Below are 20,560 nucleotides of genomic sequence, written 5' to 3'. Positions count from 1 at the left end.
AATCTTCCGATTTGTTCGGTAATCGAAGTCCCAGGGGATGCTGCCCGGGGCGCAAGGCCGTGCCCGCGGGTCTTTGGAATGGACGTGGACGCCCGTGGAACCGCTCAACGCACGCTCGATGCTCGATGCCGCGACCAGCGCCGCTGCGAAGCCCGCTGACCAACCGTTCGTGGAGCGCCGCCGCCGGCTCTCGCCCGCTGCGCTCGAGGTCGTCAACCAGAAGGTCGCCCGCGCCTATTCGCCAATCGTGATTGCCGGCATCGTCCGCGCGGTCGATTTCGCGCTGCTGAGCCTCGTCGGCATCGCCGTCTATGTCGGCTATGTCATGCCGCTCGCCGGCTTCAGCTGGGTTTACCCTGCGGAGATCGTCGCCGTCGCGGTCGCCGCCGTGGTCTGCTTCCAGGCCGCCGACCTCTATCAGGTGCAACTGTTCCGTGGGCAGCTGCGGCAGATGACGCGAATGATCTCGTCCTGGTCGTTCGTCTTTTTGCTGTTCATCGGCGTCTCCTTCTTCGCCAAGTTCGGCAGCGAAATGTCGCGGCTGTGGCTTGCTGCCTTCTATTTCCTTGGGCTCGCCGCGCTCGTCTGCGAACGTCTGGTGCTGCGCTCGCTGGTCCGCGCCTGGGCGCGCCAGGGCCGGCTCGACCGCCGCACCATCATCGTCGGCTCCGACAGCAACGGCGAGCAGCTGGTCGAGGCGCTGAATGCGCAGGAGGATTCCGACATCCACGTGCTCGGCGTGTTCGACGACCGCAACGACAGCCGCGCGCTCGACACCTGCGCGGGCGCGCGCAAGCTCGGCAAGGTCGACGACATCGTCGAGTTCGCTCGCCGGACCCGCGTCGATCTCGTCCTCTTCGCTCTGCCGATCTCGGCGGAGACGCGCATCCTGGAGATGCTGAAGAAGCTCTGGGTGCTGCCGGTCGACATCCGCCTCTCCGCGCACACCAACAAGCTGCGCTTCCGGCCCCGCTCCTACTCCTATCTCGGCGAGGTGCCGACGCTCGACATGTTCGAGGCGCCGATCACCGACTGGGATCTGGTGATGAAATGGCTGTTCGACCGCATCGTCGGCGGCCTCGCCCTGCTCGCAGCCCTGCCGGTGATGGCCTTGGTGGCGATCGCGGTGAAGCTCGACAGCCCCGGCCCGGTGCTGTTCCGCCAGAAGCGTTTCGGCTTCAACAACGAGCGCATCGACGTCTACAAGTTCCGCTCGATGTACCACCATCAGGCCGATCCGACCGCCTCCAAGGTCGTGACCAGGAACGATCCGCGTGTCACCCGCGTCGGCCGCTTCATCCGCAAGACCAGCCTCGACGAGCTGCCGCAGCTCTTCAACGTGGTCGTCTCCGGCAACCTCTCCCTGGTCGGCCCGCGCCCGCATGCGGTGCAGGGCAAGCTCCAGAGCCGCCTGTTCGACGAGGCCGTGGACGGCTATTTCGCCCGCCACCGCGTCAAGCCCGGCATCACCGGCTGGGCCCAGGTCAATGGCTGGCGCGGCGAGATCGACAACGAAGAGAAGATCCAGAAGCGCGTCGAGTTCGATCTCTTTTACATCGAAAACTGGTCGGTGCTGTTCGATCTCGTCATTCTCCTGAAGACGCCGATCTCGCTGCTGACCAAGAACGAGAACGCGTATTGAGTTGAATTCTCCGTCATGCCCCGGCTTGACCGGGGCATCCAGTACGCCGCAGCGCCAGCCGTTTCCTGTAACGCGCGCCGCGGAGTACTGGATCGCCCGGTCAAGCCGGGCGATGACAGCAGTGTTTGTGGCGTACGAGTAGCGTGAGCGTGTGAGCGTGTGATGACGTATGCGGCGACAGCCGGTGGAGTGAACGTAGCCGCACCGGCTGCGCCCGGCGTGCTGGCGCTTCAGCGCGCGCTGGTGTGGCTGGTCGGCGCCTCCGGCGCGATCGTCTTCATCGAGCCGAGCCCGTATGAGATCGCGACGCTGCTCGCGACCATCACTTTCTTCGCCACCGGCCTGCGCCTGCGGCTCGTTCTGATGCCGCTGATCCTGATGCTCGTGCTGCTCAATGTCGGCTACACGATCAGCGCGATCCCGCTGTTCGAGCAGCCCGAGGTCGTGAGCTGGATCGCGACCTCCTGGTACATGGCGGTGACCGTGGTGTTCTTCGCGATGGTCACGTCCGAGGACACCGCGGCCCGGCTCGACATGCTGCGCCGGGGGCTCGTGGTCGGCGCGATGGTCGCCTCGCTGTCGGCGGTCGCCGGCTATTTCCATCTGGTTCCCGGCGGAAACGACCTCCTCACGCTCTACGGGCGCGCGCGTGGCACGTTCAAGGACCCGAACGTGCTCGGCGCCTTCCTGATCCTGCCGGCGCTGTTCGCGCTCCAGAGCGTTGTGTCGGACAAGCTGGCCAAGGCCTTCCGCAACGTCATCGCCTTCGGCATCATGTCGCTGGCGATCCTGCTCGCCTTCTCCCGCGCCGCCTGGGGCGGCCTGGTGCTGACCTCCGCCTTCATGCTGGCGCTGATGGTGCTGACCAGCCGCACCAACGCGCAGCGCTCGCGCATCGTCGTCATGGCGATCGTCGCCGCGGTGCTGGGCCTGGCGCTGATCGCAGTGCTGCTGTCATTCGATTCCACCGCCGAGATGTTCAAGCAGCGCGCGAGCTTCGACCAGAGCTACGACGAGGGCCGCTTCGGCCGGTTCGGCCGGCACATCCTGGGTGCGGAGATGGCGCTCGACCTGCCGTTCGGCATCGGTCCCTTGCAATTCCACCGCTACTTCCCCGAAGATACCCACAACTCCTACCTGAACGCCTTCATGTCCGGCGGCTGGCTCTCCGGCGTGTGCTACCCCGCGCTGGTCTTCACCACCGTCATCATGGGCTTTCGGCACGTCTTCGTCCGCGTGCCCTGGCAGCGCGCCTATCTCGCGATCTTCTCCGCCTTCATCGGCACGGTCGGCGAAAGCTTTGTGATCGACACCGACCACTGGCGTCATTTCTGGATGATGCTGGGCGCGATGTGGGGCATGATCGCGGCCGCGCAGATCTATAAGACAACTAGCGACGAAGCTTCTTCAGCTTGAGATCGGGCCGCTTCTCCGGCGGCGTATCGAGCAGACCCTTCAGCGCCTCCGTTGCGGCGAGCACGCCCTTGTAGCCCTCGGTCGCGAAGCGCAGCAGCAGGCGCAGTTCCTCGTCGGAATAGGCGCCAAAGACCTTCTCCATCGCCTGCTGCATCGGCACGTAGAGCTGGCCGATTTTCATCGCGGTCTCCGGCACGACGGAAATGAACACCTTGCGGCGGTCTTTCTCGTCGCGCTCGCGGCGCACGAGGCCGGCCTTCTCGAGCCGATCGACGACGCCCGTGATGGCGCCGGTCGTCAGCCCCGTGACCTCCGCGAGCCGGCCTGCTGTGACGCGTCCCTCGAGATACAGGATGTCCATGCATTCGAGGTCGGAATTGGCAATTCCCGCAACGTTCGCAACGGTCTGGCCATAGAGCACGCCTTGCGCGGACGACCTGCGCATCGCCTCCTCCAGCTCCCGCAACAGCGCCGCGCGCGCCTTCGTCCTTGACAAGGCCGACCTCTTCTCTTACCCGATATATATCTTAGTCACTAAGAGATTTAGCGACCGTAATTTCTCCTAGCACCACGGAAACGTCGGGAGCAAGCCATGTCCAGCCGTCCCCGCAAGGCCCTGATCATCGGCGCCGGCATCGCCGGGCCTGTCGCCGCGATCCTGCTGCGCCGCGCCGGCATCGAGTCCGCGATCTACGAAGCCTGGCCCTATTCGAAAGGCATCGGCGGCGGCCTCCAGATCGCGCCGAACGGCATGCATGTGATGGACGAGATCGGGCTTGCGAACGAGCTGATCAGCCGCGGCTCGATCGCGGAGGCCTTCGACTTCTATTCGCAGAGCGGCGAGAGGCTGGGCTCGATCAACCGCGACATGGAGCGGCGCTTCGGCCAGCCGGCGGTCAATGTCTGCCGCGCCACGCTGAACGAGATGCTGATCGACAAGGCCTGGTGCGCCTGTGTCTCGCTGTATTTCGAGAAGCGCCTGATCAAGGTCGAGGACCGCGGCGACCAGCCGATCATCGCCTATTTCGCCGACGGCACCACGGCCGAAGGCGACTTCCTGATCGGCGCCGACGGCGTGCACTCGGTCGTGCGCCGCCAGGTCGTGCCGGACGGGCCGCAGCCGTTCGACACCGGACTGATCGGCTTCGGCGGCTTCGTGCCGCACGCCCTGCTCGACGGTAGATCGATCGGCCGGCACGTCGAGACCACGTTCGGCCAGAGCGGCTTCTTCGGCTACGGTTATTGCAGCCCGGATCCGAACGACGGCGTGATGTGGTGGAGCACGCAGCCAGCGCACGGCATGGACGCGGCGATGTTCCGCGCGCTCGACCACGCCACGCTGAAGCAGCATTTGCGCGGCTTCCACCGCGCCTGGCACGACCCGATCCCAGACATCATCGAAGCCGCGGAAAACATCGTCGTCACCGACACGCTCGACGTCGCGACATTGCCGACCTGGTCGCGCAAGCGCTCGCTGCTGATCGGCGATGCCGCACACGCGACCAGTCCCCATGCCGGCCAAGGCGCCTCGCTCGCGCTCGAGGATGCGATGCGGCTCGCGCGCCTGATGCAGGAGGGCCAGGAGCTCGGCGCCACCTTCCAGGCTTTCGAGGCCGAGCGGCGCCCGCGCACCGAGAAGATCGTCGCCATGGCGCGCCGCAACGGCAACAGCAAGCGCGAATTCAGCGCCACCGGCGCCTGGATGCGCAACCAGATGCTGAAATGGCTGCTGCCGCTCGGCGCCAAGGGCATGGACTTCATGTACGCGTATGACGCGCGGGCGGTGTAGCCTCTTCTCCCTCTCCCCGTTCTTACGGGGAGAGGGTCGGGGTGAGGGGCTGCTTCCGCAAAAACGGTAAGAGCCGGACTCGCGGAGAGTCCCCCTCACCCGGAATTTGCTGCGCAAATTCCGGCCTCTCCCCGCACGCGGGGAGAGGCGAAGATCCTACGTCTCCACCGCGAACGTCAGCCCGGCGTGATCGACCAGCCGCTTGATCAGCTTGTGCTGCATCGCAGCTCCCGGGGTCCAGAAGCCGCCCGGAACGTCCGTTGCGTCACGCAGCAGGCAGATCGCGCATTCGGAGATCATCTTCGAGGTCGAGCCGTAGCCGGGATCGCGGTCGCCGGTGACGCCGGCGCGGACCTGGCGGCCATCCGGCGCGATCGCGACATAAAGCAGATTGAAGAGACCCTTCTCACGCTCTTCCTTCGAGGGCCCCTCGCCCGGCTTCGGCGCGTTCGGACCGGTCTTCTCGGCATTGGCCGCCATCACGCGCTTGGCGTTGGCCTCGCCCTTCTCGCCGGGGCCGGTCAGGACCATCTCGTCGTAGACGAATTCCTTCCCGTAAGGAAAGCCCATCAGCATGTTGGAGCGATGGACGTTGCGCGTGTTGATCAGTGCCATCATGAACGGCGCGGCCCAGGATTGCAGATCTTCCTCGAGGACGGACCTGTTGCCCTTCGGCTGCTTCGGGCCGGTGAAGCCCGGCGTCAGCGCAAAATGATCGTTGAGAATGGCGACGAGGCTGAGATCCTTGGCAACCGCGTCGAAGGTCGCTTTCGCACTCGCCGCGGTGCCGCCTGACAGCGTTCCGCGCATGTCGCGCACGCGGCCCTTCACGCGCGCGGTCGGCGCGCCGAACACGCGCCTGGCCTCTTCCTGCACGAAGAACGTGCCAAGCTCGAACGGCACGGAATCATAGCCGCACGAAAACACGATGCGGGCGCCGCTGGCTTTGGCCGCCGCGTCGTATTTGTCGATCATCTGCCGCATCCAGACCGGCTCGCCGCAGAGATCGAAATAATCCGTGCCGCCGGCGACGCAGGCTGCGAGCAGGTCCTCGCCGTAGAACTGGTACGGACCGACCGTCGTGATCACCGACTTGGTCTGCGCCACCATCGCCTTCAGCGACGCGGCGTCCGACGCATCGGCCACGATCAGCGGCAGGTCCGCGGGCGCGCCGATGGCGTCGCGCACGGATTTGAGCTTGTCGAGGCTGCGGCCCGCCATCGCCCATTTCAGCGTCTGGTCGCCCTTGTAATGCGCCGCCAGATATTCGGCGACGAGCTGGCCGGTGAAACCGGTCGCGCCGTAGACGACGATGTCGAATTTCGCAGAGCTCATGGTCGGCCTTTACTTCTTCGCGTAACTCACGCCCATGCCGGCACGGACGTCGCTTTGAATACCATAGGGCGGGATCGGATAGCGCAGGCCGTTCCTGGCCAGCGCCTTCATGCCCTCGATCGCCTTGGCGAGATGCGAGGGCTTCAAGGCCATCAGCATCTCCTCGTCCGGCACGCCGCCATAGCGCCGTTCGGCATAGCATGGCAAGGACAGGCTGGGCTCACCGGTCTTGAGCGCCCGCCCCCAGGAATCCGCACACGCCGTCTCGCCGACCACGCCCCATTCGAACTTCCTGTAGCCGGTATATTGCAGCCCGTTGATCAGGATGATCATCTGCCCCGGCGTGGCATAGACGAGGCAGATGTCGGGCGGATCGAGCCGGCCGCTCGCCAGCGGACTGACCGCGAGCGCCTGATACTGCCCGAACGGCACCACGTCCAGCGCCTCTTGCCGCTTGCGCGCGTCTTCCGCCGTGCCGTGCCAGACGCCGACATAGTTCTCGCCGGCGATCCATTTTTCATCCTGCGGCGCAAGACCGATCACCGCGCGGCACTGGCTGCCTACGAGATCGTCGGCGGTGATGCCCACGGTCCAGCCCAGACGCGCGGCCATGCTGACGATCTGGTCGGTGGTATGAATCGCATTCGGCCGCCGGATCTTCGGGATCGCCTCCATCTCCGCGACTTGCGCGAACAGCTTCATGCCGATCACCGTCGTCTTCAGCCGCAACAGGCTGTTGAGATCGGCGACGACGCCGGCAAGATCGATCCTGTCAGTGCTCAGCTGCATGGCGTCCTCCGGGCCGGCGATCGCGCGCCGGTGCTGTTTTCTTGTTTTGCAGCTCTCGTTCTAGTCCCTGCCCGGTCCCGGAAGCAACTCGCCGGTCCGTTCCAGGCGCGGGCATGATAGGTTCTCACGGCGAGTTCTCATGAAACCGATCGGACGCGGCAAATGACGCATCACCATCTGCATTCCGGCCCCGAGACCTGTCACTGGGGCTTCTTCGAAGCCGCGCTCAAGCCTGTCCTTGCCATCGCGAGCGGCGACGAGGTGACGGTTGACACCATCAGCGGCGGCCCGGACGTGCTCCCCGACCGCAGCCAATTTCACATTCCGCCGGAAATGTTCGAGGTTCACGCCAGGAACGAACGCATGCTGCCCGGCCACATCCTCACCGGCCCGATCGCGGTCGAAGGCGCCGCGCCCGGCGACGTGCTTCAGGTCGATATCCTCGACGTCCAGCTGCGGCAGGACTGGGGCTGGAATCTGATCAAGCCGCTGTCCGGCACCCTGCCCGACGATTTCCACGAGACGCGCCTCCTCAACATCCCCCTGGATCGGACGCGAATGGTTGGCCGCATGCCCTGGGGGTTAGACCTGCCGCTCAAGCCGTTCTTCGGCGTGATGGGCGTTTCGCCGCCGCCGGCTTGGGGCCGCATCTCCTCGCTGATTCCGCGCGCCATGGGCGGCAATCTCGACAACAAGGAACTCGGCGCTGGCGCGACGCTGTACCTGCCGGTGTTCGTTCCGGGCGCGCTGTTCTCGTGCGGCGACGGCCATGGCGTGCAGGGCGACGGCGAGGTCTGCGTCACCGCGATCGAGACCGCGCTCCAGGGCCGCTTCCGCCTGACGCTGCGCAAGGACCTCAACTTTGCATATCCCCGCGCCGAGACGCCGACGCACTACATCACCATGGCCATGGACCCCGACCTCGACCAGTGCGTGGTGCGTGCGCTGCGCGACATGATCGCGCTGCTCGGTGAGACCCGAAATCTCTCGCGCGAGGACGCCTACACGCTGTGCAGCCTGGCCGCCGATCTGCGGGTGACCCAGACCGTCAACGGCTCCAAGGGCATCCATTGCATGATCGAAAAGGCGATCGTGCACGGCTGAGCCGCCGCCGCCTTCCCCGACCTGTCGACGCTCCCGCCGCCTGGCAGTCCCGCGCGGCGCGACGCGTCGTGGCGAATTTCTCCAGCGATTCCAATATGCTGAAGCACCGTCGAGATCTGGATTTGACTTCCGGCCTCGAACCTAAATAGAATCTTAATCGTTACTTTTATGTACCCGAGTAAGAGGCTAGCGTTCGGGCCATGGCCACCGAAAAAGCCGAGACTGACCGCATTCCCGTAACCTTGGCGCTCTCGACCATCACCTATCTGGAGAAACTGGTGAGACAGGGCACCCACGGCACCAGCGTTCCCGGCGTCGCGCGGACATTGATCGAGGAAGGCATCCGTCTCGCCATCAAGGACGGGCTTTTGTCGATTCGCGACAATGGCAGGACGTGAGCGCGCGCCGAACGTGAGGCGGACGGATCTCGAGAGGCGGATGGCCGACATCTGCAACCTGGGACCGCTACAAATGCCTGTTCTCTCACCTTCACAGACTTATTCACCGACTTGGACCGACGAACGAATCGAACTTCTGAAGCGGCACTTCGAGGCCGGCCTGTCCTGCAGTGAGATCGCCGCCGATATCGGCGTCAGCCGCAACGCCGTGATCGGCAAGCTGTCGCGACTCAATCTTACTCGTGGCCGCCCGGCCAGCGAGCGGAAGCGTCAGGATGCGGGTTTCGCACCGGCGCGCGCGCCGAAGACGGTGCCGCGGCTGCAATATGAGATGCTCGCAACGATCTACGGCGAGACCGATGCGCCCGTGGTCACCGGCCCGATCGACGAGGCCAATCGCTGCTCGCTGCTGGAGCTTTCCGAGAACCGCTGCCGCTGGCCGATCTCGACGCCGGGGGCGGACGATTTCTGCTTCTGCGGCAACACCGCACCGGATGGGCAGCCTTATTGCGCCGGCCACAGCCGCCTTGCCTACCGGCCGAACTCGCGCTTGCGTGTCGCGCGCCTCTAGTCCGCCACCTCATCACAAACGAAAAACCTCCGGCAGGGCATTGCCGGAGGTTTCGAGAGGCTTAGCATGAAGCTAAGAGCCGGAACTTTGATATTCCGCTAACGGCTATATAGCTGAGTAACTCAGGTAAGTAAATAAGTTTGGCGACGGAGGATTCGCATAGCTCGTCTTCGAGCTGTGCAGCGCGCCTTCGGGATTTCGAAACTTGTATCGAGCTGCAAAAAAGCCCCGGCGATTTCCCGCCGGGGCTCTCTCATCAATCTGCGCGATCGATGATTAGAAGTTGCGCTGAGCGCGCAGCAGCATGGTGATCGAGTTCTGGTCCTTCAGCTCGTACACGGCCGCCGGCTTCGCAGCGGTGGCAATGCCCGGGCTGTTGATTGCGCCGGAATACTTCTGGTCCAGGCGCGACCAGCTCAGGTCGGCAGTGAAGGCCAGGTTCTTGACCGGAGTCCACACGGTGTTGACACCGATGACCGCGAAGTTGAAGTCCGGATTACAAGTCGAACCGGCCACGGCGATCGCAGCGAAGTTGGTGCAGATCAGGCCCTTGCCCGTGGTGCCGTACCTCAGCTGGGCATACGCACCATAGATGGCGCTCGCCCAGTTCGGGCTCCAGTTGTGGGTATAGCCACCGCGCACACCCCAGGTCTTGACGGTATCGATGCCGGTACCAGCGCCAAAGACGCCGTCAGAAAGACCGGCGAAACCGGTGCTCTGATACGCGGTGCCGCTACCGCTGAACATGAAGAAGCTCTGCGGGAACAGGCTCTGGAAGTTGTAACGGGTTGCACCGTCCGTGTAGACGGCCTGCAGGTTGATGATGTCGCCCGCACCGGTCGGGATGTTTTTGATCGACAACGCGCCCTGCACAGCCCAGCCCCACTTGTCCTCGGGGTGGCCGGTGACTTCCGTCGCGCCGTAGTAGCCGGCATGGAGGTCATGAGCGGCAACCGAGAACTGGGCCAGACCCCAGGCCTGGTCGACGCGCACCGAACCGAGGATGTCGGGAGAACGCGTACCACCCCAGGAGTTGGCACCGTAGACGCCGGTCACGAACTGAGAGGCCGTACCCGCTGACACGTTCCAGAGGTTCGACTGGCCGTTTGTCGCCGTGGTCTCATCCTGCAACGCGAGCGAAGCGGTGATGCCCTGGCCGAAGTCAGCCGTGTAGGCGACCTGGTTCACGCCGTTGGTGTGGTTGCTGCCGCCCGGGAGGGTGTCGGGACCGCCGGCCGGATAGCTCTGCCACGGCGCGTCGAAGATCGAGACCGTGCGGCCGAAGGTGAAGCCGGCGAACTGGATGAACGCATGGTAGAGGCCGAGCGTTGCGGAACCGGTCGAGAACGTCGACGGGCTGCTGCCGGTGACCGTCTGGGAATCCCAGGAGAAGACCATATCGGCGTAGGTGCGCACCACGCCGTACTCGGTCGCCGTGCGCGTGTCGACGTTGAAGTCGAAACGAGCGCGACCGGTATAGTAGTTGGTCAGACGGTTGTTCGAACCCGCGTTCGCGCCCTGCTGGAAGTTATAGTCGCCTGCGCCGCCGAGGATCGCGTCGGCGCGCAGATAGCCGCCGAACTTGATGCAGGTGTCGGTGCCCGGCATGTAGTAGAAGCCGGCACCATAGAGCGAACAGATCTTCACGTATTCGACCGCCTTGGCCTTCACGGGAAGATCGGCCGCCTGCGCCCCACCCACGACGATCAGACCCGCCGCGGAGCCGAGCAAGAGGCTCTTCACCAATTTCATATTCAATCTCCAAGTTGCTCATTTGCGAAGGAGCTCGGGCCAGTCGCAGCCCTACGCTTCCTTCGCTTTCAAAACCGCTCTGGGGTTTCGCGGCCTCGGCACACCCGCATTGACGCGAGGGACTTGAGCGAACCACCTGCAACGGGACGATCGAGACTCCCCCCACCGCCGAGTCCAATATGCATACGTGCCTTTCCTAATTAAAATAGTTTATTAGATCAGCTATCGCATTCCGGCCGGGCTGTGTCGCACGGGCAACACCGCAGTCGAGGCAACGAAATTGTTGATCAGCTCATATTTGTAGAATGGCTGACATAATTACCCTGCCCTGCACTTGCGTCAGAGCAGACTTGCGTGAACAATGGATCATCGAAGCGTCAGTGGCGAAGGTCGAATTGGGAGCGAAAGGATGTCCATGTCGAGGAAGGAGGGAACACGATCCCGTCCCACCGGCAATCTGGACATCATCAGGCGCTTCACCTGGGAAATCTCCTCCATCAACATCTACCTGGAGGAGTTGCGCCAGGTCTGGGCACGCACGCTCGGCATCAGCGGCCCGCAATGGATGATCCTGATGGCGATCTCGGACCTCGACAAGGATGATGGCATTCCCGTCAATGCTGTGTCGAAGCTCCTCCACGTCGATCCGTCGTTCGTCACCACCCAGTCCAAGCTGCTCGAGAAGAACGGCTTGTTGCGTCGTCGCCCCTCGCCGACCGACGCCAGGGTGGTCCGGCTATCCCTGACCGAGAAGACGCAGAAGCACCTCGCAAGCCTCAACGAGCAGTACAAGACCATCAAGGAATTTGTCTTTCAGGAATTCGACGAGCACGAGCTGACGGAGTTCACCGCCAAGCTCGCGACGCTGAAGACGCGCCTCGAGAAGGCCTGCGTCCGCGTCACGCTCGACCTCTGACGCCGGCGGCGCCTAAAGCATGATCCGGAAAAGTGCGCAGCGGTTTTCCGAAAAGATCATGCTCAAACAACAACCTAAAGCGCGATGACGATTCATCCCAATCTCATCGCGCTTTAGATCCGCCCGGCGGCGCCAAGCCGCGATTCGAGCCAGTCGAAGATATATTCGTTGGCAAGGCTCGGATTGTCCGCATGGGCCTGCGCCGCGCCGGTTTCCGCCGCCGTGAACACCTTCAGCACCACGTCCGAGCTGCCGAGCCAGGATTTCTGCACGATCTGACGCGCCCGGTCGGCCTTGAGCCAGCCATCCTCACCGAGCGTGATCAGCATCGGACAGCCGGTGCTGGTGGCCATGAGCGGCGCATGCGGCACCGGGATGATGCTGACGTCGCTCACCGCGAATCGGCTGGCAAAGAAGTCCCGCTCATGCAGGTCCCACAGGCCACCGTCGCAGACGGCGGCGGCGAGCCGCGGCTCCTGCAACACCGCGCGCGCCACGAAGGACGAGCCCCAGCCATCGGCGACGATCGCCACGCGCTCGAAATCGACGTCGCTGCGCGTCTCCAGGTAATCCATGACGCAGGGAATCGCGCTCTCGATATCCCGGCGACGCCGCAGCGCGTCGAGGTAATCGTCGCGCTGGTCACCCAGCAGGTCCAGCGCCAGCATCGAGAATCCGCGCTCGCGTGCATGCGGCGCGAGCTTGAACAGGAATTCCTCCTTGCGGTGGCCGGGCTCGCCGATGCAGATCACGGTCGGAGCCCGCTCCCTTCCCGTCGGCGCGGGCAGGAAATAGCCCTGCAGCGCATGTCCGTCGAGCCAGGGTATCGTCACGACTTCGCCGGCGGGGCCGCGCGCCGCAAGATAACGGCGGGCGCATTCCTGCATCGCAAGCACCGCGACCCAGCGGCGCTCGTCGGTCTGGTCGAGCGGCATCGCCGCTGCACTGTAATAGTTCATCGCCCGCAGCCAGTTGCGCTGCGCGGTCGCCATGTGGCCTTCCGCAAACGCCGCCTCGGCGCGCTGCCGGTTGGCCTGCGCCAGCTTCTTCCACTCGCGATGCCAGGACTGATCGTCGCCCCGCTTCAGCTGCCCCGCGATCATCAGGCATTCGGCGATGGTGGCGCCGCCCTCCTGGGCCGCGGTGAGGAGCCGCGTGAATTCAGCGGAGATGTCCTCTCGCTCCGGGCAAAGGGTCCAGTCGTCGGAGAGGCATGCGGGAATCATCGGGAGCTACGCTCTATCATCGCGTTACCCCTGATTGACTAAACTATTTTAGTTCCCCAACCAAGCCGCCGCGCGCCGGACGAGAGCCGTTCGAGATCACCATCGCTTGAACGCCGATCGCGTCGCATGCGTGACATGCCAATTCGGCATGAGGCGCCGGACATTGGCAGGAGGTGGCACGCATTGTCGGCGGCGCACCTCTTGCCATGACGATGGTCATACCTGCATGCGCGCGCGCCTTGGGCGATCGCCTTGGGCGATCAGCCGAGCCGCCAGCCGACCTCCTGCGTGAGACTCTCGAAGAAGGCGCGGTCGTAGGCCTGCTCGGGCGTGGCGCGCACCCGCTCGTCGAGGCGCTTTGCGTCCTCGCCCACGAGAATGCGCCAGCGCTCCGCCTTGACGCCGTCGAGGATGATCTTCGCAGCCTGCGCGGCGGTGGTCGGCGCATCCTCGAGGAAGCTGCGGACGCGCTCGGCGAATGCGGCCTGGACGTCCTCGTCCGACATTTTGTCAGCATCCGGCACGCCGGCCGCGACCATACGCTTGCGGGTCAGCGCGACCTCGTCGGCGTTGAGCCGCTCCGATCCATCTCCGCTCTGCACCTTGCGCGAATTGGAGACGATGGAGGTGCCGATATGGCCGGGCATCACCACCGAGCATTTGACGTGCGGCGCATGCAGGCGCAGGTCGCTGATCAGCGCTTCGGTAAATCCCTTCACCGCGAACTTCGCCGAGCTGTAGGCGGTGTGGGCCTGGTTCAGGCCGATCGAGGCCCAGAAGCCGTTGACGCTCGCGGTGTTGACGATGTGGGCCTCGTCCGCGGCCACCAGCATCGGCAGGAAGGTCCGCACGCCGAGATAGACGCCGCCCCAGCAGATGTTGAAGGTGCGCTCCCACTGCTCGCGCGTGTTGGTGAACAGGCTGCCGCCGCCGCCGATGCCGGCATTGTTGAACAGGAGATGGATCCGGTCCGTCTTCTGCTGCTCGGCAAGCTCGTCGCGAAAGCGCTTCAGATGATCCTCGATTGCGACGTCGGCCACATGCGTCGTCACGCGCAGGCCCTGCGGCAGCTTCTCGACCTCGCAGAGCCGCCTGGTCTCGGCCATCGCGGCTTCCGAAACGTCGCACATCGCCACGTTGCAGCCCTCGGCCACGAGCTGCCGCGCGAGCTCGCGCCCCATTCCCGTGCCTCCACCGGTGATGACGGCGATCTTTCCTGCAAAATCCTTCATGGGACTTTCGGCCCCTCCCTTTGTCGGTATGTTTTTTCGTAGCTGTGCGCAGCATCGGCGCGCGCGAAATGTAGCAGCGCCGCATCGGCAGGTAAAAGCGGATCGGCGCTGCCGTGGCTGGCATCCGTTATTTCGGGCGGCGGGCTATTCGAAGGGTCCGAGCACGGCAGGACGTCGTAGCGATAATGGGCAGGCCATTCTCGTCCGCCATGGCGCGGACGTGTGGCGGCCCCGCTCTCGTGGCGCGTATCCGTACCAAACCGAGCCTATCGGCTGCGCGACCCTGTGAAGGGCCTCACAAGCGAAAAGCGGCGCAGCCCTTACAATCGCTCATCCGGTTCCCCGTATTTGTCCGGCTTCGGGTTAATGGCATTTTTTTCAATCCGAATCGTCAAATGGAATCCGGACGCTGGGTCGAGTCGGCCAGGCCAGCGTGTTGTCCGTGTCACAGGCTCTGGCACTCCGCTTGCATCTTCCTCGTGGTCAGTAACTACCGATGAGGTGACAGGAATGTTTGTGACCGTCGTGGCCGTACTCTGCCGGCTTGGCGCATCTGCTACCGGCAGTTGCGTCGAAGAAATCGTGACCGACAGCAATATGACGCCCGAGATCTCGATGATGCAGTGCGCGGTCGGCGCACAGGCCCCCCTGGCGAAATGGATGGGCGAGCATCCGATCTATCACGCCAACTGGCGTCTCGAGCGCTACAAATGCGTGCCGGGCCACTACGAGATCAAGGGCCACGCGTAGGCCCGTAAGAATCCGAAACTTCGAGGAAACGCCCCGGAGGCGCGCCCTGTTCTTCCTCCGCATGGGCTCGATAGCGTCAATCCGAATGCGCCATGCGCTCTGTGACCATGCGCTCTGTGACAACGATCACGCCTTCGCTTTAAGCTACCGCGCGTAAAATCATCGCACGCGCCCGTCGCCCCTCCGGCGTCGGCATCAGCGCGTAATTGTGCGGCTGATCACGCAGCAGATGCAGCTCGACTGCAACACCGACCGCCCTCGCCCGCTCCGCAAGATCGACGCTGTCGGGATACAGAAGATCGCGCGTGCCCGAGAAGACCGTCATCGGCGCGAGCGCGCGGAAGGCGCCCTTGAGCGGGCTGACGAAGGGATGGCCGACATCGAGCTCGCCGGCATAGAGCCGCCCCGCCTCGATTATGCCGGGAATGTCCTGGATCGGATCGCGCGCCGCGATCGCCACCTGCTCCGGACGGCTGACCGACGCGTCCGCCGCGGGCGAGATCAGCACCAGCCGGCTCGGCTGCCGATGGCCGCGATCGCGCAGCCACTGGCATGCGGCGAGCGCGAGGCCCGCGCCGGCCGAATTGCCGACCACCGTGACCTTCGCGGACCCGGCATCTTCGAGCAGCATCCGCAGCAGCTCGGCCGTCTTCGGGACGACGTCCTTCGCGGTGGCGCGTGGCGCGAGCGGGTAGATCGGCACGACGCAGACGACGCGCGCCTTGCGCGTCATCTGGCCGATAAAGCGCCAATGTGCCGGCACGATCTCGTTGATGAAGCCGCCGCCATGCAGGAACATGACGTGGTTGCAGCCTTCATGGCCCGACGACGGCGCGGTGTAATAGACCGGCCATCCGCCCATCTTGGTCAGCGTTGCCTCGACGCCGCGGCCAAGTCCCGTCGGCTCGAACGATGCCGGCGCCAATGCGAGCTTCTGCACATGCGCCTGCACGGCCTCGGCGGATGCGAGCTGCTGCTTGTAGGGGAGCAGTCCGAGCAGCGCATTGAAGCCGCGGCTCTGCAAGCTCGGCCCGGGATCGCGGCTCCGCGGCGCGCAGATATCAGGACAAAACTGCAAGGCCGACACAAGTCGTGCAACGCTCATGGTCAGTTCTCCGCCTGGCTGGGCATCCATATGGCGACGAAGAGGCTTGCCGACAGGCCGCCACGGGCGGATATAATGCGAGCATTCGCTCGCTTTTCCTACTCGCATTCGGATCGCACTGGCCATGACGCGCACGCCGCCGACAAAACCCCGGAAAAATGCCTTGCAGGCGCGCTCGCGCGCCACCGTCGACGCGCTGGTCGAGGCGACCGCTCGCATTTTAGTCCAAGAAGGTTTCGAGAAGGCCAGCACCAACCGCATCGCCGAAGTGGCCGGGGTCAGCGTCGGCTCGCTCTACCAGTATTTTCCGAGCAAGGAGGCCCTCGTCGCCGCCGTGATCGACCGTCACAACGAGGAGATCATGGCGCTGGTCCGCGCCGCGCTCACCGAGGTCGCCGACCTGCCGATCGAGACGGCGGTGCGCAAGCTCGTCACCGTCGCGATCGAAGCCCACCGCATCGACCCCAAGCTGCACCGCGTCCTCGCCGAGCAGATTCCGCGCACCGGCCAGCTCAAGGACGTCGAAGCCTTCAACCGCGAGGTCCACACCCTCGTGCGCGCATACCTCGAAAGCCGCCGCAAGGAGATGCGCAAGATCGATCCGGGCCTGGCCACCTTCATCTGCGTCAGCACGATCGAAGCGGTCGCGCACAACACGGTGCTGAACCACGCCGAGATGCTGTCGGAGAAGACGGTGCGGACGCTGGTGGACGAGACGACGCGGATGGTGGTGGGGTATTTGAGGTGAGTGGAACGATCGCCGGATTTGGACGCTACCCGCTGGCTGCGAGACGAGGTTATCCTTCACAACGCGGGGGCGCGGCCGCTCCCCCTCCTAAGAATGCGTAAGGAGTGTGCTGCGGCCAACGGCGCAACGATCCGGTCCCTTATTGATCTGCGCCGCCACTCGATCCGTAGAGATAGCCCCCTTGCGTTCGCCCTAAGGCTGCGATTGGATAAGTACAAGCTCACAACCGACCGCTCTTCGCCGTTGCGTCCGATGGCTGATCCATCGAGACGGCGGCTCATATCCTGGAGATTTTGAAAGTGGAGCTGTACGGGGGACTCTCTGTTCGAAGAGACCCGCGAACAGTATACATGAAATTATGGTGACAGTGCTGGGTCACCGCAGTTCCCAATCTCTATCTTCCAACTGGAGGATTATGTTGGCCAAAAAGACCATTGAGATCACGGGTAACCGATTTAGGGGGCGCAATGGCCTTCGCGTCAATGCTGGATCGGACGTCCATGTGAAGTTAGAAAACAATAGTTTCGATGGCGTTGAGATACCCTTCGACCTAACGGGCGGCTCAAGAGTCGACATGAGGGGGTCGCGGATCAAGAACGACCCCAAACTTCAATCGACCACGGGATGGCGCAGACCAGTTGGCCCGCCACTCCCATCATTCTGCCCGAACTGCAAAGCCATCTTCCCTTCGCGGAATTATGTGTTCGCCGGGGCCTACTTCAACGCATGGGACAACGAGGAGGTTTGCCCGAACTGCCGCTTCGAGCACGCTAGGTTGAGTGAGGGTCTGTTCGACCTCACCAAGGCCACCGTCGAAATCATAAGCGCACCCGATATCACCCATGCAATGGTCGAGTGTCTGCGTGATGCAGCTAACGAGATCTTGCGCGGACGCTCAACGCCTGCAGATGCGATCGCTAGAGTTGAGGCAAAAAGTCTACATCTCGGCGACCTTCTACGAAAGGCTCTCAACATCGGTCTCAGCGCCGTAGCATTCCTCTCTGGTGTCGCCGGCATTGCGAGTCTCTATTACAGCAAGAAATCTTTTGAAGCCGCACAGGAACAGGTTCAGCTTGCTAGAGAAGCAAATGAGATCGCCCGCGGCGCAACGCCATCGGCAGACACCATCCTGAGTCGGACGCTGCAGGACTTAAAAGGAATGAAATTCATAGTAGACGGTTCAACACGTCGCAGCGTCTCCAAACCATCTAAGAGCAAGTCTTCCTCCAAATCGAAGCCTGCTCGGGAACGTCCTAAAGGTCGTATGCAGGCCAACGAGCTTTGGCGCAAGAATCGCTAGGGGGCCGCGTCCGCGGTCGAGATTCCGGTGCCGGAAAACGGTGCTGAACCACGCCGAGATGCTCTCGGAGAAGACGGTGCGAACGCTGGTGAACGAGACGACAAGGATGGTGGTGGGGTATTTGAGGTAGGCGCGCGAAGATTGGGGCTTGGAAGCGACTCGCGCGCGCTGGCGCGCGGCCGCGATAATACCGTCGGAGACTGAAGCTTGGTGCTGCGCGGATTGCCACTGGCGGCCCGCCCCTCGCGTTGGGTGCTCTGGAGTCCGCTAAGGGCGCGTATCGGACACCAGCGCCCGATCACGGAATGGCCTGCACATGACCCACTGCAGACCTTTAGCAGTCACCGATCATGACCGCGCTTTTCAACATACCGGTACAGCGTGATCACAACGATTGCTGGTATCCCCCAGAAGATTGCTACTAAGAGACCAACAAAACCAAAGGTGTTTGCATCCTTGCTCCCACCGAGAAGCAATGTGGCCACCACCACCGATATAGCTACCATTCCAACAAGCTTAGCAAAAGACTTCGTATTCACGGGCCTTGATCCCTGAGGTGATGATCGCTCAGCCATACGTCGTCTTCAATCCCTACGCCTTCTGCGAACCATGTAGACCGGGGCGTCACGCGCTTGCATCAAGGCACAAAAAGCCATGACTTGGACGATACAAGCGCAAAGAAGCTTATTGGGGTATATAAATGCTCGTCTCAGAAGCGTATTCACCGTTCTGCTCCTAGCCGAACAACGAGGTGCCCATCGTCACGTCGGCTGTCGGCGGTAAACCGGGCGCGGGGTTGGTTTCGCCTCGACTACCGCTTGTGACCCGAAGCAGACTCCGCTCGCGTCGAAACCAATGATCAATTTCTATTTGCCTCCTCGATAGAAGTCATATTTGTTCAGTTCATTGGCGAACGTCGCGCCAGTGTGGAGACGACTACCATCGAGCTGTCCCTCGATTGTCTTCAACCACGGAAGCCTTGCTACGATTCCGGTCGTAATCGGTTCTTCTGTCACTTCGATGATGACGTCGCGAAGCACGACTCCCGTTCCAAACGACGCTCCGAGATCCGTTGGATCAACCTGCACCACCGACTTCGGATCATTGAGGTCGCTGAAGTGAACCAGCATTGGAATCACATCGAGCTGCAATACGCGATGAGGGCGTCGCTCTCTCAACAGCCGCACTTTCGGAAGAGGATCGATCTCGCCCTTGAGCAGGTCGGCAAAAACATGAAACAGCATCCAAGCAGGACCACCTAGATCTCCAAATCCAGCCTTCGGTCCTCGCAGAAGCGCGAAGAGAGTACCGCGAGAGCCGAGGTCAACGACCACAGCTTCGCCGCTGACCTCATTGCCGGCGCCGCCCATAGACCCAAAGATGGGTCTCATGTCAGACTGCTTGACTTGGATGACGCCAGAACCACTGACGAGCCTACCGTCAACCTCTACGTTAACCGTCAATCGGTACGTGATGATTTCGCTCAGGGAGCCACAACCTGTTAGAATGCTCGCAAAAATCCAGAGCGCGGCCAGCCATCTTGCGCGCAATAGAGCCATCGCTTCACCGCTCCCCGTCTCAAAGCCGTTGGGAGTCTTTTGACACGCCAACATCCTTTAGTTGTGCAGGGAAACGGTCTAAGGTTCGGTAAACTTGTGGTCTGCACGACGCAGAGCTGGTTGGCCCGAAGCGGACGCCGTGATGTTAGTGCAATTTGCTGTCGCCATGACACAGTTCGCCCGCGAAAGGACTCCTCGATGGTCTTCAAATTTCAGCCCGGTATGAAAATGTACGAAGTCGTCTGGGAGCGCGACGGCGAAAAGCTCCACGAGGCAGTCCTTCACGCGGCAGACGAGGCTGGGGCCATCTCCCGAGCGGAAGAAATCTTTGCAGAGCATCCCGAAATCGACTTTGACCGCAGTGGTGACACCACGGTGCGTGCTCGCCTCCACAAAATGCCATTTCTTGCCGAGGACGATGATTAGCGAGAAAGCTCCCGTCTGCGACGTCTGCATGTGACCCAAAAGCCGAAGTCGGACGACATTCGTTGAAACTCATTCAGAGGGCTCTCCCCTGATGTCACGCCAGTATTCGTCAGCGACGTCAGGGTCGACTTCGATCGGCGCGGAACTTTCTGCGTAGAGCCGATCTTTGCCATCCTTCCGCGGACCCGAAATCCAAAATCTTTCGCCAGTTTCAAGATCGAAGTAGTTGGCCTTGAACCCACTACCTTTCAGGCTTTGAAAAGTGCGCCCCCCCGTAGCTAATAGATTTGCCTGTTTTTGAGAATGTGACGCGGCCAATCCGCGCCGGCCCATTCAGCGATGCGGATTTGTTCTCGATATACATAATGCGCGTCTTCGGCATTGCCCCGACAGTGGACGTTACAATCCGTGAGCGTCCCCACTTGGTCCGCCAGGATACTGATTATCTGAATTGTCTTTGTCCGGCCTCACCCTAAATCCTTGCATGAATGCGAAGCCAATA

The 20,560-nt window shown here is 62.8% G+C and carries 20 protein-coding genes; 11 read left to right on the top strand and 9 right to left on the bottom strand.

Translation table 11 applies throughout. The features are described 5' to 3' along the window. Nucleotides 1–94: 94 nt before the first annotated feature. Nucleotides 95–1,642 (top strand): undecaprenyl-phosphate glucose phosphotransferase, encoded by a 1,548-nt coding sequence (locus tag GPL20_RS15685; protein WP_254126301.1) that lies wholly within the window; start codon nt 95–97, stop codon nt 1,640–1,642. Nucleotides 1,643–1,804: 162 nt separating this feature from the next. Then, nucleotides 1,805–3,058 carry an O-antigen ligase family protein gene (locus tag GPL20_RS15680; RefSeq protein WP_157330362.1) on the top strand — a complete coding sequence of 418 codons (1,254 nt, stop codon included), beginning with the start codon at nt 1,805–1,807 and terminating at the stop codon, nt 3,056–3,058. Here GPL20_RS15680 and GPL20_RS15675 read toward each other — a convergent pair. Then, nucleotides 3,033–3,503, bottom strand: a complete 471-nt coding sequence (locus GPL20_RS15675; protein WP_049803079.1) for a MarR family transcriptional regulator — start codon at nt 3,501–3,503, stop codon at nt 3,033–3,035. The two genes, GPL20_RS15680 and GPL20_RS15675, sit on opposite strands and share 26 nt — an antisense overlap. A 147-nt stretch (nt 3,504–3,650) precedes the next feature. Between GPL20_RS15675 and GPL20_RS15670 the strand changes: the two genes are divergently transcribed. After that, nucleotides 3,651–4,847, top strand: a complete 1,197-nt coding sequence (locus tag GPL20_RS15670; protein ID WP_157330360.1) for an FAD-dependent monooxygenase — start codon at nt 3,651–3,653, stop codon at nt 4,845–4,847. Between the two features lie 156 nt (nt 4,848–5,003). Here GPL20_RS15670 and GPL20_RS15665 read toward each other — a convergent pair whose 3' ends face one another. Then, a complete protein-coding gene (locus GPL20_RS15665; protein WP_157330359.1) occupies nt 5,004–6,182 on the bottom strand; it encodes a saccharopine dehydrogenase family protein in 1,179 nt (392 codons plus the stop codon). Nucleotides 6,183–6,191: 9 nt separating this feature from the next. After that, the gene (locus GPL20_RS15660; RefSeq protein ID WP_157330358.1) at nt 6,192–6,971 is read right to left on the bottom strand and encodes a DUF169 domain-containing protein; all 780 of its coding nucleotides are present in this window, start codon (nt 6,969–6,971) and stop codon (nt 6,192–6,194) included. Between the two features lie 162 nt (nt 6,972–7,133). On the opposite strand from GPL20_RS15660, the gene GPL20_RS15655 reads away from it, so the two are divergent. From GPL20_RS15655 to GPL20_RS15645, 3 genes are all read left to right on the top strand, one after another. After that, nucleotides 7,134–8,075 carry an acetamidase/formamidase family protein gene (locus GPL20_RS15655; RefSeq protein ID WP_157330357.1) on the top strand — a complete coding sequence of 314 codons (942 nt, stop codon included), beginning with the start codon at nt 7,134–7,136 and terminating at the stop codon, nt 8,073–8,075. A 200-nt stretch (nt 8,076–8,275) separates the two neighbouring features. Next, on the top strand, nt 8,276–8,473 hold the full coding sequence (locus tag GPL20_RS15650) for a hypothetical protein (RefSeq protein WP_007603456.1): 198 nt from the start codon (nt 8,276–8,278) through the stop codon (nt 8,471–8,473). A 73-nt stretch (nt 8,474–8,546) separates the two neighbouring features. Then, the gene (locus tag GPL20_RS15645; protein ID WP_167533049.1) at nt 8,547–9,044 is read left to right on the top strand and encodes a GcrA family cell cycle regulator; all 498 of its coding nucleotides are present in this window, start codon (nt 8,547–8,549) and stop codon (nt 9,042–9,044) included. A 276-nt stretch (nt 9,045–9,320) separates the two neighbouring features. Here GPL20_RS15645 and GPL20_RS15640 read toward each other — a convergent pair whose 3' ends face one another. Continuing rightward, nucleotides 9,321–10,796 (bottom strand): porin, encoded by a 1,476-nt coding sequence (locus GPL20_RS15640; RefSeq protein WP_157330355.1) that lies wholly within the window; start codon nt 10,794–10,796, stop codon nt 9,321–9,323. A gap of 409 nt (nt 10,797–11,205) precedes the next feature. On the opposite strand from GPL20_RS15640, the gene GPL20_RS15635 reads away from it, so the two are divergent. Then, a complete protein-coding gene (locus tag GPL20_RS15635) occupies nt 11,206–11,712 on the top strand; it encodes a MarR family winged helix-turn-helix transcriptional regulator (protein ID WP_167533048.1) in 507 nt (168 codons plus the stop codon). Nucleotides 11,713–11,825: 113 nt separating this feature from the next. Here the strand turns inward: GPL20_RS15635 and GPL20_RS15630 are convergent, their stop codons facing one another. After that, complete coding sequence (locus GPL20_RS15630; RefSeq protein ID WP_157330353.1) at nt 11,826–12,938, bottom strand: alpha/beta hydrolase family protein; 1,113 nt, start codon at nt 12,936–12,938, stop codon at nt 11,826–11,828. A 260-nt stretch (nt 12,939–13,198) separates the two neighbouring features. Then, nucleotides 13,199–14,170 carry an SDR family NAD(P)-dependent oxidoreductase gene (locus GPL20_RS15625; protein ID WP_157330352.1) on the bottom strand — a complete coding sequence of 324 codons (972 nt, stop codon included), beginning with the start codon at nt 14,168–14,170 and terminating at the stop codon, nt 13,199–13,201. 510 nt (nt 14,171–14,680) lie between these two features. Here GPL20_RS15625 and GPL20_RS38870 point away from each other — a divergent pair. Next, a complete protein-coding gene (locus GPL20_RS38870) occupies nt 14,681–14,920 on the top strand; it encodes a hypothetical protein (RefSeq protein ID WP_167533047.1) in 240 nt (79 codons plus the stop codon). 139 nt (nt 14,921–15,059) lie between these two features. Here GPL20_RS38870 and GPL20_RS15615 read toward each other — a convergent pair whose 3' ends face one another. Then, a complete protein-coding gene (locus GPL20_RS15615) occupies nt 15,060–16,025 on the bottom strand; it encodes an alpha/beta fold hydrolase (RefSeq protein WP_167533046.1) in 966 nt (321 codons plus the stop codon). Between the two features lie 124 nt (nt 16,026–16,149). Here GPL20_RS15615 and GPL20_RS15610 point away from each other — a divergent pair, with 124 nt between their 5' ends. After that, nucleotides 16,150–16,773, top strand: coding sequence for a TetR/AcrR family transcriptional regulator (locus GPL20_RS15610; protein ID WP_157330349.1), 624 nt, complete (start codon nt 16,150–16,152; stop codon nt 16,771–16,773). A gap of 418 nt (nt 16,774–17,191) precedes the next feature. Then, nucleotides 17,192–18,073, top strand: a complete 882-nt coding sequence (locus tag GPL20_RS15605; RefSeq protein WP_157330348.1) for a hypothetical protein — start codon at nt 17,192–17,194, stop codon at nt 18,071–18,073. Between the two features lie 341 nt (nt 18,074–18,414). On the opposite strand, the gene GPL20_RS15595 is transcribed toward GPL20_RS15605, so the two are convergent. After that, nucleotides 18,415–18,612, bottom strand: coding sequence for a hypothetical protein (locus GPL20_RS15595; RefSeq protein WP_157330347.1), 198 nt, complete (start codon nt 18,610–18,612; stop codon nt 18,415–18,417). A 327-nt stretch (nt 18,613–18,939) separates the two neighbouring features. Next, nucleotides 18,940–19,632, bottom strand: coding sequence for a hypothetical protein (locus GPL20_RS15590; RefSeq protein ID WP_157330346.1), 693 nt, complete (start codon nt 19,630–19,632; stop codon nt 18,940–18,942). A 198-nt stretch (nt 19,633–19,830) separates the two neighbouring features. Between GPL20_RS15590 and GPL20_RS15585 the strand changes: the two genes are divergently transcribed. Continuing rightward, nucleotides 19,831–20,058, top strand: coding sequence for a hypothetical protein (locus GPL20_RS15585; RefSeq protein WP_157330345.1), 228 nt, complete (start codon nt 19,831–19,833; stop codon nt 20,056–20,058). Nucleotides 20,059–20,560 lie beyond the last annotated feature (502 nt).

Source organism: Bradyrhizobium cajani, from assembly GCF_009759665.1.
In the GTDB taxonomy this organism is placed as follows: domain Bacteria; phylum Pseudomonadota; class Alphaproteobacteria; order Rhizobiales; family Xanthobacteraceae; genus Bradyrhizobium; species Bradyrhizobium cajani.
This window is presented reverse-complemented; position numbering and strand designations above follow the sequence as displayed.

What these genes read in the sequence shown, in the direction of transcription:
- GPL20_RS15680 (WP_157330362.1), top strand. Translation starts at nt 1,805, where the DNA reads ATGACGTATGCGGCGACAGCCGGTGGAGTGAACGTAGCCGCACCGGCT.
- GPL20_RS15675 (WP_049803079.1), bottom strand. Translation starts at nt 3,503, where the DNA reads ATGCGCAGGTCGTCCGCGCAAGGCGTGCTCTATGGCCAGACCGTTGCG.
- GPL20_RS15670 (WP_157330360.1), top strand. Translation starts at nt 3,651, where the DNA reads ATGTCCAGCCGTCCCCGCAAGGCCCTGATCATCGGCGCCGGCATCGCC.
- GPL20_RS15665 (WP_157330359.1), bottom strand. Translation starts at nt 6,182, where the DNA reads ATGAGCTCTGCGAAATTCGACATCGTCGTCTACGGCGCGACCGGTTTC.
- GPL20_RS15660 (WP_157330358.1), bottom strand. Translation starts at nt 6,971, where the DNA reads ATGCAGCTGAGCACTGACAGGATCGATCTTGCCGGCGTCGTCGCCGAT.
- GPL20_RS15655 (WP_157330357.1), top strand. Translation starts at nt 7,134, where the DNA reads ATGACGCATCACCATCTGCATTCCGGCCCCGAGACCTGTCACTGGGGC.
- GPL20_RS15650 (WP_007603456.1), top strand. Translation starts at nt 8,276, where the DNA reads ATGGCCACCGAAAAAGCCGAGACTGACCGCATTCCCGTAACCTTGGCG.
- GPL20_RS15645 (WP_167533049.1), top strand. Translation starts at nt 8,547, where the DNA reads ATGCCTGTTCTCTCACCTTCACAGACTTATTCACCGACTTGGACCGAC.
- GPL20_RS15640 (WP_157330355.1), bottom strand. Translation starts at nt 10,796, where the DNA reads ATGAAATTGGTGAAGAGCCTCTTGCTCGGCTCCGCGGCGGGTCTGATC.
- GPL20_RS15635 (WP_167533048.1), top strand. Translation starts at nt 11,206, where the DNA reads ATGTCCATGTCGAGGAAGGAGGGAACACGATCCCGTCCCACCGGCAAT.
- GPL20_RS15630 (WP_157330353.1), bottom strand. Translation starts at nt 12,938, where the DNA reads ATGATTCCCGCATGCCTCTCCGACGACTGGACCCTTTGCCCGGAGCGA.
- GPL20_RS15625 (WP_157330352.1), bottom strand. Translation starts at nt 14,170, where the DNA reads ATGAAGGATTTTGCAGGAAAGATCGCCGTCATCACCGGTGGAGGCACG.
- GPL20_RS38870 (WP_167533047.1), top strand. Translation starts at nt 14,681, where the DNA reads ATGTTTGTGACCGTCGTGGCCGTACTCTGCCGGCTTGGCGCATCTGCT.
- GPL20_RS15615 (WP_167533046.1), bottom strand. Translation starts at nt 16,025, where the DNA reads ATGAGCGTTGCACGACTTGTGTCGGCCTTGCAGTTTTGTCCTGATATC.
- GPL20_RS15610 (WP_157330349.1), top strand. Translation starts at nt 16,150, where the DNA reads ATGACGCGCACGCCGCCGACAAAACCCCGGAAAAATGCCTTGCAGGCG.
- GPL20_RS15590 (WP_157330346.1), bottom strand. Translation starts at nt 19,632, where the DNA reads ATGGCTCTATTGCGCGCAAGATGGCTGGCCGCGCTCTGGATTTTTGCG.
- GPL20_RS15585 (WP_157330345.1), top strand. Translation starts at nt 19,831, where the DNA reads ATGGTCTTCAAATTTCAGCCCGGTATGAAAATGTACGAAGTCGTCTGG.